A 14,417-nucleotide genomic window follows, 5' to 3' on the forward strand; every position below is an offset into this window, starting at 1 on the left:
CGAGATAGATTTGGCGAAGGTCGCTCAGTGCCTCGCGCCGGTAGACGACCTTAACGCGCCGCATTGCGGGATGCTTTTTCCTGACCTTTCATGAAGCGGTCCATGTCCGCTTCCGCCTCGTCTTCCGTCAGACTCGGGCGCGGATCGTCCAAAGAACGCCGGATGCGAGCCCGCATCGCATTGAGGCGCTCGGCATCCTCGAGCCGCTGTCGCTGCCACACCCTCACCGCATCGCGCATCGCTTCGCTCGTGGTGGCGAACTCGCCGGCCTCTACCGTATCGCGGATGCCCTGCAACATGTCCGCCGTGAGGGTAATCGTTACCTTTTCCGCCGACCGATATTTTGTCACGGAAAAGCTTCGATGCGAACATCGCTCAGAGCAGCGTCGGCTGGGACACCGGATCGCCAGACGTGGTCACGATGGTCGAACCATAGGGCTCCCGCGACGTCACTACGATCTGGTCGTTTGGAAGCGGCCGGGCGAGCGCCTTCGCTTCCTCCCACGGTGCACGCATCCAAACGTCCACTTCTTCCTGTGTCAGCAAGAGAACCGGCATTGCTTTCTGGTGGATCGGCTTGACGATGTCATTGGGATCGGTGGTTAGGAAGGCGTAGAGGTCGTCGGTCGTCAGCCCGTCCTTGACCTTCCGGACGCTTTGCCACTGCGGGACATGTACCCCGGCGAAGAACATCAGGGGTTTGCTTTCGCCGTGGGCGAACCATGCGTTCGGTGTGCTCCCGCCCTCCTGTTTGCTGGTGGGATCAGGTTCGGCAAAGCTTGTCACCGGCACGATGCAACGGCTCTGGACGCCGAACCATTTCTTCCAATGCGGAAGATTGAGATTTCGAATGTTGGTGACGCCCTTGTCCGGTTCCATCCGGATGAGCACGTCCATCTCGACGGGCTTACCCTTCTGCCGCAATTTTTCAGCCCGTGCCTCGGCAGCCTGCTTGATCGCGAAAAGCGGCGATGGCAATCCCCAACGCGCATGCACGAGCTGCTTGCGGCCGTCGGCTGTGTTGCGGACGATTGGTCCAGCCTGGTCGGGGTTCATTTGGTAGGCGGGCATCAGGTTGATCAGGCTCTCGGCATCCTGGGCCCATTTGCCGACCCAGTCCTTGTCCTCCATGCGGTAGAGATTGCACATGACTACAACGACCTCGGTTTCCCGTGGTCGACAGCGTAACCCTTCCGATCAGGAGGTCAAACTTTCTCTCTGGAGCCGCCCCCTCGTATTCAATTCAGAGGCGCTTTCTTATCGACATCATCAGCAGAGCGTCAAATCGGCGTTCGCGGCAAGTATCTCCACCTTGAAGATGTCCTTGTCCGTCTCGATGAGGATGTATGCGTATTTTACGAGGTTTTCGTGTTTCTCGTTCGGCCCCGGCAATGCTTGGCTTCCGGTTTCCTTGACCGTTCCTTCAACGATCCGAACATTCTTCGGGAAATCCTCCTGCTTCGAAAGAGCCTGTTGTCCTGCGAAAGCTGGGCAAGCCTGAGCTTGTCTGAATCTTCCTTGAACTTTGAGATTCATGACGCCCTCCGCCGGATAGGATGTGCGGCGCTCGCCTCATTCCGCGGTAGCCGGGACGCTTCGGCCGACCATGAATTCCATCCGTGCTGCCCTTTATCCATAAGCCGAGACCCTTGGCCAAATCGCGATAATTTCATGGCAAACTCTGCGCAATGAGCTGATTTTTCTGCCCTTTCACAAAAACATTTACGCTTCTGAAACCTGAGCGTCACAGATTTGGCATCCAGATGCGGGCTGCTTGTACTTTCCCCAAGAAAACGGGTTTGGGACGAGCCGGCAATCCGCGTTGTTCGTCAATGCACGATGGCGCGCGTGCCGGGGCGGAAAAGTTCGATAATTCATATGTGCATGACGATCATTAATTTCCCAGCAATGCAGATGGCGCGATTATGCCGGCACTGGAAACCGGGGCACTGTCTGGAGCGACTGACTAAAGGGGCCGACTGCGAACGGCCGCTGAAAGCCTTGGCCGAATGGGCGCCGCCACGTGGCTCAGGTATATTTTATGTTTTCCGGCGCGCCAGTGCTCGACGCGCGGACCTGGGCCATGACGGCCGATCTCTCATCATCGTGACGCAACTGTCCGGCGCAAAGGCGTTCGGCACCAAGCCGCGGGCTGGAAGCAGCAGGGGTTTTTAATGCATTTTCAAGGACGAGCAGAACGGGCAAGACGCCGCAATCTGCTTAGCCGGCTTCATGTCTTTCAGATGGAGCGCAATCGGCGGAGGGTACGGATTTGAAAAATACGGTGACGCCGTCAGGAGAGTCCCATTCCTCCGTGGCGAGATATATCCGCTCCATCGGGCGCCATTACGTCATCGCCGTCGTTGTCATGACGGCTCTTCTCGCGGCGACCTTCTTCACCGTCAAGGTGGCGCTCGATCGCCACTCCCTGCAGCAGAACATCAGTTACATCATCGGACGCCAGTTCATTCGCTTTCAGCAGCTCGCCAACCAGACGCGGGCGGTCATGCGGGCCTCTGCCGATCCGAATATGCCGGAATATATTATCCGGCCGATGGTCGAAGACATTCAAAAGGCGATCGACGACATCCGTGCCATGAGCGTCCAGCTGGAGGGCCTCAACAATCAGGTGGAGGCAAACCTCCTCGAACGGTTGAACGGCCACGACGAGGCGTCGGAAAAAATGCGCATCGAGCTTGCCGGACGCCTGGAGGATTTCCTTCAAAGGGCAGAACGCGTCGTCTCGACGAAACTGCAGGAGCGGCGGGAGCGCTACAGCTTCTGGGGACCGATCGACTTCGCCGTTTCGTCCGACAGCATGCTCATGCGTCAGTTCAGCGCCGTGATCGAGAGCGCGCATGACCGAAGCGATGGGAGCATAGATCATGCCCGCCTGATCAGCGCCGGTCTCCTCGGCCTGACGGCGGCCACGCTCATCCTGGCGACCCTCATCCTTTTCATCCCGTTGCTTATCAAGCTGCGCACGGAGCACCGCCGCACACTCGATTTCGAGATCAAGCTGACGCATCTCGCCCATACCGACACGCTGACGGGCCTCGGCAACCGATCCTCCTTCAATGAGGCTCTGAACGGGCTATTCGGCTCCCTCGAGCGGACGGGCACAGGCTTTTCCATGCTGCTGGTCGATCTCGATCACTTCAAGGCAACCAATGACAGCTTCGGCCATCCGGCCGGGGATGCGGTTCTGAACCATGTCGCCGCCGCGCTGCAGAAGACGTTCCGTGCCGGCGACTTCGTCGCACGGCTTGGCGGCGACGAATTTGCCGCTCTCCTTCCCGGAATTTCCGATGCGGCGAAGCTGGAAGACATTGCCGGGCGCGCGGTTGCCGCCATTGCGGCGGAATGCAATTTCGAGGGCCGGCAGATATCGGTTTCGGCCAGTGTCGGCGGCGCCGTCGTGCCTGGCTATGCGTCTGAGGAGGTGACCCTCATGCGCATCGCCGATCTGGCGCTCTATGCCGCCAAGGCCAAACGCAACACGGCCGTCATCTTCGATGAATCATCGTTCGCCCAGCGCCTGGAACAGAACCGGCTTGCAGCCGCCCTCGCCTTCGCCGCCGACCGCGACGAGTTCGTCGTCTACTACCAGCAGAAGGTCAATCTGCAGACCGGCGAACATCTCGGCTTCGAAGCGCTGGTGCGCTGGCGTCATCCCCAGCTCGGCATTCTGCCGCCCGGCCGCTTCCTGCCGCTCATGGAGGGCCATCTCATACAAAGCATGACGCGCTGCATCGTCGATATCGTCGCTCGTGATCTGAGAGCGTGGAAGACGGCGGGGCTGCACGTGGGGTCGATCGCCATCAATCTGCCGGAAGCCCTGCTGGTCAGCCAGGACGGCTATGACCTCATTGCGGCAGCGGTCAACGCCAACCGGCTCGACTGGCGCGATTTTGCCATCGAAGTCACCGAAGACGTTTTTCTCAATCGCGGCGCCGATCAGATCGCCGAGACCATCTCCCGCTTCCGGAAACAGGGAGTGTCGGTCTCGCTTGATGATTTCGGCACCGGCTTCGCATCTCTCGTGCATCTGCGCGATTTCCCTTTCGACGAACTCAAGATCGACCGCAGCTTCGTTGCCGAGATCGGCAAGGATATTCGCTCGGAACAGATCATCCGGGCGATCATCGATCTGGCCCGCAACCTCGGCAAACGATGCGTCGCGGAAGGCATCGAGGAGGAGGGCCAACGCGATTTCCTGCTGAATGCCGGCTGCGAGATCGGCCAGGGCTATCTCTACGCCAAGCCGGAAGCAGCTTTTGCGGCGGTCGAACGATTGGCGCGCAGGCGAGCCCCGCGAAAACTCGAAGCGGTCAAGAACATCGCGGGCTGAAAGCCTTTCCTGGAAAGCGCCGCGGGAACGGTGCGGCAGGATTGATCAATGAACGAGGGGAGAAAGAATGAAACAGGCAATCAAACGGGCATGGCTTGCCGCGGTTTTGGCGGCCGCGGCTCCCGCGGCACAAGCTTTTGCGGAACAGGGCCTGGCCGTGGATGTCGTGCATTTCTGGGTATCGAAAAGCGAGTCGGCGGCGCTTGACGTTTACCGCACGGCCTGGGCCGCCTCCGGCAACCGGTGGATCGACATGCCGGCGGAGAACAAGGTTGCCGTCCAGCGCGTGGTCAGCGACCGCATCGCGAACGGATATGCGCCGGCGGTGATGCAGTGGAACGCCAACTACGGCGCGCGCGAACTACCGGAAATGGGCATCGTGCTTGATATAGACGACGTCGCCAAGGCGGATCATTGGCAGGATGTCATTCCCGCGACGGTTCTCGACCGGATTTCCGACAAGGGAAAGGTCTACTTCGCACCGACCAATATCCACGCCGAAAACTGGCTCTGGACCAGCACGGCGGCGTTGGCCGAAGCCGGCGTGAAGACGCCGCAGTCCTGGGACGACATCTTCGACGCGGCTGACAAGATCAAGGCGACCGGGCGCCTGCCGATCGCACTCGGCGGCACGCGATGGGAAGTGTCCCTCATCTTCAACAACATCATCTATCTGAAGTTCGGTCCGGAAGGTTATGCCCGTCTCATGAGCGGCGATGCCGCCCTGGTGCAGGATCCCCGCATGATCGAAGCCCTGGACATGCTGCGACGTCTGTCCAGCTATGTGGAACCGATCGAGCAGCGAAAGGACAAGACCTGGGCCGATGCCGCCGCGGCCGTGGGCCAGGGCAAGGCCGGCATGCAGTTCATGGGCGACTGGGCCAAGGGCGAGCTTGTCGCGCGCGGCTATAGCGTCGACAAGGATTTCGATTGCAGCCTCGTTCCCGGCACGTCGATCGCATATTTCATGGTAATCGATGCCTTTGCCTTCCCGCTGACAAATCGGGAGGGCACGGCGGAAGCGCAGCAGGCTTTCGCCCGCATGGTGCTCGATCGGGACAATCAGGTTGCGTTCAGCCGGTTAAAGGGATCGCTTCCCGTACGCACCGATGTCGATCCATCGGGGCTCGATCGTTGCGGCAAGCTCGGATTGGAGATGATCAAGGCCAGGAAGGGTGAAGTCAGCGCGCAATCCCAGGCCATGCCGAGCCAGATGTCGGAAGGCTGGATCGGCGTTATCGGTGATTTTTTCAACGATGGGACCATCACCGCCAAAGACGCGCAGCACCGTCTGCACGACCTCCTGATGCAGGACGAATAGAATTCGCCCGCACGAGCCGGCAGCGTGCGGGCAAAGCCCGTGATCCGTCTTCATGGCAGGCGATTGCGGAACGGCCCTCCGGCGATCGCCTGCCGCATTCCATGGCGTGCTCAGTGTTTCAGCACGACCTTGCCCTGGATGCCGGCGGCGACGGCCTTTTGCGCCGCGCCGATTTCGTCGAGCGGGAAAGTCTTTGCAACCGGCACAACCAAAATGCCGCGGGACGCGGCGTCGGCCACGGCTGCAAGCGTGGCGGCATCAGCGCGGTGATAGAGTTCGTGGATAGTCACACGATTGCCGGCATTTGCACCCTCGGGCACGGGAACGATGCTGGCGACCCGGCCGCCGTCCCTGACATGTCCGATGAGATTGGCTGCGACAGGGACTGCAGCGCTGATCGCGTAATCGAACGCGGCGTCGGCCGGGGCCAAGCCGATGTCGAGCGCCTCGCCGGCAAGTCGGCGCGCCTCGGCGAGCCTGTCGGAGCGGACACCGGCCACCGGTTTGGCCCCGATCTCCTGGAGATACTGGATCGCGGCGCGGCCGACGCCGCCAAGACCGCCGGAAATCAGCACGCGGTCGCCCGCCTTGACGCCAAGAGCATCGACCGATTGCCGGCCGGTGAGCCCGGCCTTAGGCAGGGCGGCGCCCTGTTCGAAGCTGAGATTGGCCGGGAGTTTGGCAATCGCCGAAACCGGAACGACACCATATTCGGCATGCGAGCCACGGCCGTTCGGGGCGAAGTCGGCAATGACGCGATCGCCGACGGCAAATCCGGTCACGCCGGAGCCGAGCTCGACGATGGTGCCGGCCGCGTCACCGCCGAGCACGGCGGGAAGCTCCAGCGGAATATATTGGGCCACATAGCCCTGGCGGATCAGGAGATCGAAGTGGTTGACCGCGGACGCTTCGATCCTGATCAGGACCTGGCCGGCTTCGGGCTCGGGCCTCGCGACGTCATCGATCGAAAACTGGTCGACATCGCCATAGGAATTGAGACAGGCAGCTTTCATGGATCGGCACCTTTGTATATTCTGGTTGGAGATACGATAACGTTCATTATCGTTGATACGATATGATTGATTATCGCATGGAGTCAAGCGCATGAAGTCGTGGTCATCCGATCATCCGAAAGCAAAGCTGATGGCGAGCAAGCGGGCAGATATCCTGGCGGCCGCCAAAGCATCGTTCCTTGATACCGGCTATGAGGGAACGAGCATGGAAAGCATCGCCAAGGCGGCGAATGTCTCGATCATGACGCTCTACCGGCATGCGGAGAGCAAGGACGATCTGTTTCTGGCCGTGATCTCCAATGCCTGCGATCCGGATGACGAGGCCGAACGGGCTGAAATGGAAGCGCTTCTGGAAAAGCCCCTGAGAGACGTCCTGCTCTGGGCGGCGGCGATGACGCAAAGCCGCCTGACGGATCCCGACACGATCGCCCTCATGCGCACCGTCATAGCAGGCGCCAGCCGGTTTCCCGGCCTGGCGGAGATGGCCCATAAGAGCCTTGTGGGCAATCTTGAAGGCATGGTCGCCTTCATGCTCGGCCTCAAGCAGGAGGCGGCCGGCGCCAACGCCGAGCGCCGGCACGAACTTGCCGTTCGTTTCATCGACCGGCTGCTCGGCACCCATATGCTCGGCGTGCTGATGGGACTGCCCGGTCCGTCGCTGCAGGAGCAGGAGGAGAGAGCCGAAATTGCCGCCGACGCATTGATCGCCGCGCTTGGGCAGCCGGCCCGCTGAGTATGAACGGGGCGCCGGCGAAAATGAATCTCATCATGAACGATTTAAGGACGCAACGCTTGTTGATCGTCGGCGATATCCATGGCTTTCCCGAAACATCTGTCGAACTGCTGGGTATTGGACGCTTTGAGCATCGCGCGTTGCAACTGGCCGACTTGAGTGGGCGTCCTGGTCTGCGTGGAGACGAGCTTCACGATCAACTTTTCAACGAAGACGGCATATTGCGTGCAGTTCGGGCGCTTTGCGAAATTGATGGACGCGCCTGCGTCGGAATCGGCTTTAGCGCTGGCGGAACGGCTCTCTGGCAAGCGGTCAAAGCCGGGTTGGATCTCCAGGCCCTGATCTGCGTATCATCGACCAGGCTACGCTTCGAAACATCTCCCCTGCATATACCCACCATGGTTGTCTGGGCAGAATTCGATCCACATCGACCAACTGAAAGCTGGAACGATACTGTTCCGGGATGTTGCAAAACCTATACCGGCAAGCAGCACGACTTTTATCGCATCGACGCTCTTACGCCTAAATCATCTTTGCTGACTGATGTTGCCGCCTTTGTCGAAGGCCGCGCCCCTTGCGCATAGCGGCAGCCCCTATGCCGGTCTATCGCCATTTCGGATCGATGCGCGCTTAGCGCATAGACATGCCCTTCACTGGTGGAAATCCCGGCCATAGGTATTCCTACAATCCCGTCGTCAACAAAGGAGACTTGTAATGTCGCAGGAAATGTTCGAACGCGGCCTGGCGATCCGCAAGGAGGTTCTCGGCGCCGAATATGTGGAGCAGTCGCTGGATGCGGCCGACGATTTCAACCGGGATTTCCAGAACCTCGTCACCGAATATTGCTGGGGCGCAGGCTGGGGGCGGTCCGCTCTTACGCGCCGCGACAAAAGCCTTCTGAACCTCGTCATGCTCGGCACCTTGAACCGAAGCCATGAGTTCAAGCTGCATCTGAAGGGCGCCCTGACGAACGGCTGCACCCGCGAGGAAATCAAGGACACACTGATGCAGCTCGCGATCTATGCCGGCATCCCAGCGGGCGTGGAAGCGTTCCGGCTGGCGCGCGAAGTCTTCGCCGAAATCGACCAGGCCTGACTTCAGTCCTTCCGTCGACAGCTCGGCGGCGTCATGCCATCAGACCCGAAAACCCGCGGCTCAAACTGCGGGTTTCTCGCATGGAAAGGAGGCATACCCGGCCTTCAAGTCTTCCTAAGACGGGACCATGCGCCGCCCGTGAATATCCATAAACCGCAACCATGTCCGATGCGCGCAGAAAACAGCACGCCAACGGCCGGCTTTCCGCCGAGACTTGAAGAATTAACAGAGGTTTAGGTTTTATCGACCCATCCTGCTTTTACTATTTTTTACGTGCTGCGTAACGGTGTATTTTTTGAAATCTGCTCTTTCATATTCACTTGGTCAGGTCTCCCGAACCCTTCGCAATTTCGGTCGAAACAGGAGCGGCAACGTCGCGATGGTCGTTGCATTCTGCCTGGTGCCGATGCTCGTCGCGGTCGGCGCGAGCTTCGACTACATCCGCAGCTACAATATCCGCCAAAGGATGCAGAGCGACCTTGACGCGGCACTGATCGCCGCCGTCAAGCAGATCAACAACACCGGGGATACCGAAGCTCTCAAACGGAAGATCTCCGACTGGTTCCATGCGCAGGCGGAAAGCAGCTACACGCTGGGCGCAATCAGTATCGATACCACCAACCACAACATAACGGCGACGGCGAGCGGCACCGTTCCGACGACCTTCATGAAGATCGCCAACATCGATACCGTCGATGTCAGCGTATCAAGCGCCGTCAAGGGGCCGGCTACATCCTTTCTCAATGTCTACATCGTCATCGACACATCCCCGTCGATGCTTCTGGCGGCGACGACGGCAGGTCAGTCGGCGATGTATTCCGGCATCAAATGCCAGTTCGCCTGCCACACCGGCGATGCGCATACCGTCGGCAAGACGAAATACGCCAACAACTACGAATACAGCACGGCAAAGAACATAAAACTGCGCGCTGACGTCGCCGGCGACGCCGTCCGAGACGTGCTCGACATGGTCGACGCATCCGACAAAAGCCATGAACGGATCAAGGTCGGGTTATACAGTCTGGGAGATACTCTCACGGAAGCTCTGAGCCCGACGCTGAGCACGGATACGGCGCGAAACCGCCTGGCGGACCAGAGCTACGGCCTGACCAGCGCTACCTCGACGGCCGCTACCTATTTCGACGTTTCGCTTGCGACGCTCAAGCAGAAAGTCGGCCCCGGAGGAGACGGAACGTCCGCCGCCTCACCGCTCAAGCTGATCCTGCTACTGACGGACGGTGTCCAATCGCAGCGCGAATGGGTGACGAATGGCTCGAACTATTGGCCCAAAGTGGCGCCCCTCAACCCGGCTTGGTGCAGCCCCTTGAAAAATCAATCCAACACGATGGCGGTGCTTTACACCGAATATCTGCCGATCACCACGGACTGGGGCTACAACGCAACCGTCGGCGCGACCATGGCCAGCGCCAACTGGAAGAACACCTGGGGCGGCACCATGGACAGCGGCGTATCCACAAGCATCACGCGGCGGGACTACATTCCCTACGCTCTGGCCGACTGCGCATCCTCGAAGAGCCTGTTCATTTCAGCGGCGTCCTCGACCGAGATCACGGCGGGCTTGTCGGCACTTTTCAACCAATATCTCTCTTCCGTCCGGCTGACCCAATGATGTCGGGGAAATTGTTTACGCGGCCTCGCCGCCTGCTTGCCGATCGCAAGGGAGCGGCTGCGATCGAATTTGCGATCCTCGCCCTGCCGCTTTTCATGATGATCTTCGCCATAATCGAAGTGTCGCTGATGTTCTTCATCAACTCCGCGCTGGATGCTTCGGTTCACAAGATCTCCCGCATGGTCCGCACCGGCGAGGTTGCATCGTCCAAGATCACATTGGCCGATTTCAAAACACGAATCTGCAACGACATGCTTTTCTCGTTCGGCTGCTCCGACAATCTCCTGGTCAAGGTGAACGTACTTTCCGACCTGTCTTCGGCCACCAACGCCAATCCCATCGACAAGAGCGGCAATCTCGTCGTCGCCGAGACCTTCGATATCGGCAAGGGCAGCGACTATATTCTGGTCCAGGCATTCCTGCCCTGGAGAACCGTCGCCAATTTCTTCAGCCTGTCGAGCGCCAAACTGTCCGACGGCCGCTACCTCCTCGGATCTTCCGCGCTGTTTCGCAACGAGCCGTTCTGACATGACCGAGAACCGGAGCCCGTCCTTCTTCCGCCTGGTCCGATCCCGCATCCGCCGTCTTGCGCGCGACCGGTCGGCCGCCTCCGGCGTGGAATTCGCGCTCGTGCTGCCGATCCTGGTGATGCTGCTGTTCGGCACCGTCGATCTCGGCCATGCCCTGACCGTCAGCCGGAAGATAGACGAGATCACCTCCAGCACCGGCGACATGATCGCACAGCAGGGAACCTGGACGAAGTCCGACGTCGCCAAGCTACTTTCCGGCGCCTCCTTCATCCTGCAGCCGTATGACACCAGCCAGTTGACGATCACGGTCGCGGTCGAGGATGTCGACAGCAGCGGCAAGGCAACCGTCAACTGGTCTGCTTCATTCAACACTTCGGCGCCCGCTTCCGGCACGGCGAGCACGATCGACATACCGGCACAAATACAGGATGCCGGCGTGCAGGTCGTACTGACGCGGGTGCAATACAAACTGACGACACCGGTCTCGGCGTTCTTTTCAAACTTTACCGGACAGAACGGCTACAGCTTCGACCACCATTTCTTCAATCGTCCCCGGGTCAGCGACACGATTAAATACAACTGAGCCACGGGCTCCGTCGCGATCGAACGAACAAACCGTCCGCTGACATTCAGGCCGTTGTCGCCGGGCCGACAATTGTGCATTGCTTCCGCTGGTTGATGGATCGGCTTTTCCGAGGGAATCGCAATGAATGATTGGATATGAAGGGCATGACGTGATGGCGGAAAGAGTTTTCAGCGGCATGCGGCAATTACCTATCTTCGTGCCTATCGGCCTGGTGGCAATGGTGTGTTCGCAGGGCATTACTGCTGCGGCTGCCGATCTTCAATGGTCGCAGGATCCGGGCAACCACTGCAATTTCGTGGCGCCATCTTCCCTGACCAGCGGCCCAACCTTCTGGATCGGCGCCTGTGTCGATGGAAAGGCCTCCGGGGAAGGAATGCTGCGCCGCCGGGACGGCGACAAGGCCGGTGCAGCCTTTTTCGGCCGAATGAAGGACGGTGTGCCCGAGATCGGCGTCGTCGATCTCAGCGAGGGATATAAAGCCGGCAGCTTCACCGACGGCGACATCGGCGGGCAAGCCGAGTCCGACCCGCAGAACCGGATAGATGCCTTTCGTGTCGCAGCCGAGGCGGCCCGGTCCGTCAGCACCAAATATGCCGCCGAGAAGAATGCGAGATCTGCCCGCTTTTATGAAGAGCTGGCCAAGACACTGGAACAGCAGACGGATTGAGTATGGGCGAGAGGCTGCAACGGCGATCCTTTCTGGCAGCGCTGTCGGCAGGGCTCACCCGGCGAGCCTGACAATGCCGTACGGATTGAACTTGAACTCATCCACGTCGTAGGTCGAATCGAAGGAGAGCTTCGCGCGGCGCGCCTCAAGCGTCGGCTCAAGTCCCCGCTCGGCGATCTCATCGGCAACCGCATCCATGATGGCGACGACCTGCCTTTCGCTTCCGGCCGATTTCGGCACATAGACCTCCGGCAGTCCGACGAGATGAAACCCGACGCTCTCCAGATATTCCTGATCCGATAGCGGCCGCTTCGCGAAAGCCAGGCGGCCGATTTGCTGCTGGGAGAGCGTATCCTTTGCCTTCAGGGCCTTGGCGCCCTGCACGATCAGCGCTCGCCATCGGTCCAGCCCGTGGGCGATGCCGGCGGATTCGCCCTTGACGGCGACCGCTCCTGCGCCAATCAACCGTTCGACAAGGAGGAGAGCCGCCATCGAAACCGTCACGGTCTCGCCCTGCTGCATGCTCGGCCCGAGGATATAGAGGACGGATTGATGATGAGCGACGGCGTCCTCGTCCGCCGCGCTCCAGGCATCGGGCTCGACGCGGTCCCAGCATACGGCAAACGATTGGCTCATCCGGTCATCCGGCTCGGCCTGCGAGTAGCTCTCGTCGATGCTGAACCCGGCGGCGAAATCGGCGATCGCCTGCGATGCCGCCTCGGACAGGTGGCTCAGATCACGATCCTTTCCGAGAAAGCAGAGGACATGCCGGGGCGTCACCGATGAAGCCTCGGCATGCGCCTTGGTTTGCTCGCCGGCTTCAGGGCCGGATTGCTTGGCCGACGACGGCTTCCAGCCGATCATCGCCAATATGGACCCAAGAAGCGTGCGACGCATGAGATTCATGAAACCTTCCGTTCGGTCGAATGTTCACGAGCCACGACCTTGTAAGCGTATGAATTCCAAAACGAAAGCAGGATCATGACTTGAGACGGCGTCAGCGAGCGATACAGGGAACGCACTGCGGGCGAAGAGTGCGGTTCCACTCGTCGGCTCCGGTCGTTTCTGTTATTTTCATCTCGGAGCATATTGGAGCAATCACGTGACGATAGACAACATCGGGTTCGTCGGAACCGGCGCGATCACCGAAGCAATGGTTCGCGGGCTTCTCACTGAGCCGGCCTATGCCTCGGCGATTCACGTTTCTCCGCGAAGCGTTCATATTGCGGCGACACTGGCGGACGAATTCGCTGCCGTAAGGGTCGCAGAAGACAATCAGGACGTTGTCGATCGCAGCGACATGGTGTTCCTGGCGATACGGCCGCAGGTCGCCGAGGAGGTCGTGCGCGCCTTGTCGTTCAGGGATGGCCAAATGGTCGTCAGCCTCGTGGCGGCGACGGAACGCGAGGCCCTCTCCGACTGGATCGGCGCCAACGTGCATCTCGTCCAGGCGATCCCCCTGCCCTTCGTCGCGAAGCGGCAAGGCGCAACCGCCCTCTATCCGCCCGATGACGCGGTCGCAGCGCTGTTCGACACGCTCGGAACAGCCGTCCAGTGCCAGTCGAGAAAGGAATACGATCTTCTCGCAGCCGCGAGTTCCATGATGTCGACCTATTTCGGCATCATGGAGACGGTTGCTGGCTGGCTTGAGAAAAGCGGCCTCGAAAGGGCGAAGGGCCACGCCTACATCGCCCCGCTCTTCGCAAGCCTGGCGCAGAAGGCGACAGGCCCCAGCGGCGAGCCGTTCAGCACGCTGAGCCGCGAATTCGCGACCAGGGGCGGATTGAACGAGCAGGTTCTTTCCGATTTCGAGAAGAACGGCGGCATCGCAGCGCTGACCGCCGCGCTCGACGGCGTGCTTGCCCGCATCGAAGGCAAGAATTAGCAAGATCTAGAAGGTCGGCGGCGTGCAGGCGCTGATGACCTCGCAGGGCACCGGCCCGACGCAGCGGAAGCGGTGCGGGCGCCTGCTTTCGAAATAATAGGCGTCTCCCGGGCCAAGGATGCGCCGCTCGTCGTCAACAGTCACCTCCAGTCGTCCCGAAAGCACGATCCCGCCCTCCTCCCCTTCGTGGACAAGGGGAACCTTTCCGGTGTCCGCACCCGGCTGGTAACATTCCTTCAGTATTTGCAGGCTGCGGCCGAACAGGTTCTCCCCGACCTGCCTGTAGGAGATGGCGCCCTTGCCGATCTCCACCAGCTCTTCGGCCGCATAAAAAGCCTTCTTCGGACGGTCGGGCTCGAAGGCGAAGAATTCCGCCAGACCGATGGGAATACCGTCGAGGATCCGCTTCAAAGCGCCGACCGAAGGGTTGGAGGCGTTCGATTCGATGAGCGAGATCGTCGAATTCGGCACGCCGGTGCGCCTGGCGAGCTCCCGCTGTGAAAGCTTGTGGGCGATGCGGAGATGGCGAAGGCGGCTGCCGATATCGACTGACATGTGGGTCCGTTTGCGTTGTGCAGAATACCCAAAACATATCTTCCAATCTCT

Annotated in this window: 16 protein-coding genes; 10 read left to right on the top strand and 6 right to left on the bottom strand. The window is 60.2% G+C overall.

Annotated elements, in window-relative coordinates:
• Positions 1–50 precede the first annotated feature (50 nt).
• From EFD55_RS30730 to EFD55_RS30740, 3 genes are all read right to left on the bottom strand, one after another.
• Positions 51–299, bottom strand: coding sequence for a ribbon-helix-helix domain-containing protein (locus EFD55_RS30730; RefSeq protein WP_125850593.1), 249 nt, complete (start codon positions 297–299; stop codon positions 51–53).
• A gap of 76 nt (positions 300–375) precedes the next feature.
• The gene (locus EFD55_RS30735; protein ID WP_125850595.1) at positions 376–1,149 is read right to left on the bottom strand and encodes an SOS response-associated peptidase; all 774 of its coding nucleotides are present in this window, start codon (positions 1,147–1,149) and stop codon (positions 376–378) included.
• A 120-nt stretch (positions 1,150–1,269) separates the two neighbouring features.
• A complete protein-coding gene (locus tag EFD55_RS30740) occupies positions 1,270–1,536 on the bottom strand; it encodes a hypothetical protein (RefSeq protein WP_125850597.1) in 267 nt (88 codons plus the stop codon).
• 832 nt (positions 1,537–2,368) lie between these two features.
• Here EFD55_RS30740 and EFD55_RS30745 point away from each other — a divergent pair.
• Together EFD55_RS30745 and EFD55_RS30750 are read left to right on the top strand one after the other, a co-directional pair.
• Positions 2,369–4,351, top strand: a complete 1,983-nt coding sequence (locus tag EFD55_RS30745) for a putative bifunctional diguanylate cyclase/phosphodiesterase (RefSeq protein ID WP_376774114.1) — start codon at positions 2,369–2,371, stop codon at positions 4,349–4,351.
• Between the two features lie 67 nt (positions 4,352–4,418).
• Complete coding sequence (locus EFD55_RS30750) at positions 4,419–5,672, top strand: ABC transporter substrate-binding protein (protein ID WP_125850601.1); 1,254 nt, start codon at positions 4,419–4,421, stop codon at positions 5,670–5,672.
• A gap of 110 nt (positions 5,673–5,782) precedes the next feature.
• On the opposite strand, the gene EFD55_RS30755 is transcribed toward EFD55_RS30750, so the two are convergent.
• The gene (locus EFD55_RS30755) at positions 5,783–6,685 is read right to left on the bottom strand and encodes an NADP-dependent oxidoreductase (RefSeq protein ID WP_125850603.1); all 903 of its coding nucleotides are present in this window, start codon (positions 6,683–6,685) and stop codon (positions 5,783–5,785) included.
• 91 nt (positions 6,686–6,776) lie between these two features.
• On the opposite strand from EFD55_RS30755, the gene EFD55_RS30760 reads away from it, so the two are divergent.
• From EFD55_RS30760 to EFD55_RS30790, 7 genes are all read left to right on the top strand, one after another.
• On the top strand, positions 6,777–7,418 hold the full coding sequence (locus tag EFD55_RS30760; protein WP_125850605.1) for a TetR/AcrR family transcriptional regulator: 642 nt from the start codon (positions 6,777–6,779) through the stop codon (positions 7,416–7,418).
• A 23-nt stretch (positions 7,419–7,441) separates the two neighbouring features.
• The gene (locus EFD55_RS30765; RefSeq protein WP_245438650.1) at positions 7,442–8,002 is read left to right on the top strand and encodes an alpha/beta fold hydrolase; all 561 of its coding nucleotides are present in this window, start codon (positions 7,442–7,444) and stop codon (positions 8,000–8,002) included.
• A 130-nt stretch (positions 8,003–8,132) separates the two neighbouring features.
• The gene (locus tag EFD55_RS30770) at positions 8,133–8,513 is read left to right on the top strand and encodes a carboxymuconolactone decarboxylase family protein (RefSeq protein ID WP_125850607.1); all 381 of its coding nucleotides are present in this window, start codon (positions 8,133–8,135) and stop codon (positions 8,511–8,513) included.
• A gap of 295 nt (positions 8,514–8,808) precedes the next feature.
• Positions 8,809–10,143, top strand: coding sequence for a TadE/TadG family type IV pilus assembly protein (locus tag EFD55_RS30775; RefSeq protein WP_125850609.1), 1,335 nt, complete (start codon positions 8,809–8,811; stop codon positions 10,141–10,143).
• Positions 10,140–10,670: a TadE/TadG family type IV pilus assembly protein gene (locus tag EFD55_RS30780; RefSeq protein ID WP_125850611.1), complete on the top strand. Its 531-nt coding sequence runs from the start codon at positions 10,140–10,142 to the stop codon at positions 10,668–10,670. Before EFD55_RS30775 ends, EFD55_RS30780 begins: the two co-directional genes overlap by 4 nt.
• 1 nt (position 10,671) lies before the next feature.
• Positions 10,672–11,256 (top strand): TadE/TadG family type IV pilus assembly protein, encoded by a 585-nt coding sequence (locus EFD55_RS30785; protein WP_125850613.1) that lies wholly within the window; start codon positions 10,672–10,674, stop codon positions 11,254–11,256.
• A gap of 127 nt (positions 11,257–11,383) precedes the next feature.
• The gene (locus EFD55_RS30790; protein ID WP_183736874.1) at positions 11,384–11,926 is read left to right on the top strand and encodes a hypothetical protein; all 543 of its coding nucleotides are present in this window, start codon (positions 11,384–11,386) and stop codon (positions 11,924–11,926) included.
• Between the two features lie 54 nt (positions 11,927–11,980).
• Here the strand turns inward: EFD55_RS30790 and EFD55_RS30795 are convergent, their stop codons facing one another.
• A complete protein-coding gene (locus tag EFD55_RS30795) occupies positions 11,981–12,832 on the bottom strand; it encodes a hypothetical protein (protein ID WP_125850615.1) in 852 nt (283 codons plus the stop codon).
• A 196-nt stretch (positions 12,833–13,028) separates the two neighbouring features.
• Between EFD55_RS30795 and EFD55_RS30800 the strand changes: the two genes are divergently transcribed.
• Complete coding sequence (locus tag EFD55_RS30800; RefSeq protein WP_125850617.1) at positions 13,029–13,811, top strand: pyrroline-5-carboxylate reductase; 783 nt, start codon at positions 13,029–13,031, stop codon at positions 13,809–13,811.
• A gap of 6 nt (positions 13,812–13,817) precedes the next feature.
• Here the strand turns inward: EFD55_RS30800 and EFD55_RS30805 are convergent, their stop codons facing one another.
• Positions 13,818–14,366, bottom strand: coding sequence for a cupin domain-containing protein (locus tag EFD55_RS30805; RefSeq protein WP_125850619.1), 549 nt, complete (start codon positions 14,364–14,366; stop codon positions 13,818–13,820).
• Between the last annotated feature and the right edge of the window lie 51 nt (positions 14,367–14,417).

This window comes from Rhizobium pisi (genome assembly GCF_003938655.1).
Lineage (GTDB): Bacteria > Pseudomonadota > Alphaproteobacteria > Rhizobiales > Rhizobiaceae > Rhizobium > Rhizobium pisi.

Bases quoted from the DNA above. Each gene is read 5' to 3' on its own strand.
- EFD55_RS30730 (WP_125850593.1), bottom strand. From the start codon at position 299: ATGTTGCAGGGCATCCGCGATACGGTAGAGGCCGGCGAGTTCGCCACC.
- EFD55_RS30735 (WP_125850595.1), bottom strand. From the start codon at position 1,149: ATGTGCAATCTCTACCGCATGGAGGACAAGGACTGGGTCGGCAAATGG.
- EFD55_RS30740 (WP_125850597.1), bottom strand. From the start codon at position 1,536: ATGAATCTCAAAGTTCAAGGAAGATTCAGACAAGCTCAGGCTTGCCCA.
- EFD55_RS30745 (WP_376774114.1), top strand. From the start codon at position 2,369: ATGACGGCTCTTCTCGCGGCGACCTTCTTCACCGTCAAGGTGGCGCTC.
- EFD55_RS30750 (WP_125850601.1), top strand. From the start codon at position 4,419: ATGAAACAGGCAATCAAACGGGCATGGCTTGCCGCGGTTTTGGCGGCC.
- EFD55_RS30755 (WP_125850603.1), bottom strand. From the start codon at position 6,685: ATGAAAGCTGCCTGTCTCAATTCCTATGGCGATGTCGACCAGTTTTCG.
- EFD55_RS30760 (WP_125850605.1), top strand. From the start codon at position 6,777: ATGAAGTCGTGGTCATCCGATCATCCGAAAGCAAAGCTGATGGCGAGC.
- EFD55_RS30765 (WP_245438650.1), top strand. From the start codon at position 7,442: ATGAATCTCATCATGAACGATTTAAGGACGCAACGCTTGTTGATCGTC.
- EFD55_RS30770 (WP_125850607.1), top strand. From the start codon at position 8,133: ATGTCGCAGGAAATGTTCGAACGCGGCCTGGCGATCCGCAAGGAGGTT.
- EFD55_RS30780 (WP_125850611.1), top strand. From the start codon at position 10,140: ATGATGTCGGGGAAATTGTTTACGCGGCCTCGCCGCCTGCTTGCCGAT.
- EFD55_RS30785 (WP_125850613.1), top strand. From the start codon at position 10,672: ATGACCGAGAACCGGAGCCCGTCCTTCTTCCGCCTGGTCCGATCCCGC.
- EFD55_RS30790 (WP_183736874.1), top strand. From the start codon at position 11,384: ATGATTGGATATGAAGGGCATGACGTGATGGCGGAAAGAGTTTTCAGC.
- EFD55_RS30795 (WP_125850615.1), bottom strand. From the start codon at position 12,832: ATGAATCTCATGCGTCGCACGCTTCTTGGGTCCATATTGGCGATGATC.
- EFD55_RS30805 (WP_125850619.1), bottom strand. From the start codon at position 14,366: ATGTCAGTCGATATCGGCAGCCGCCTTCGCCATCTCCGCATCGCCCAC.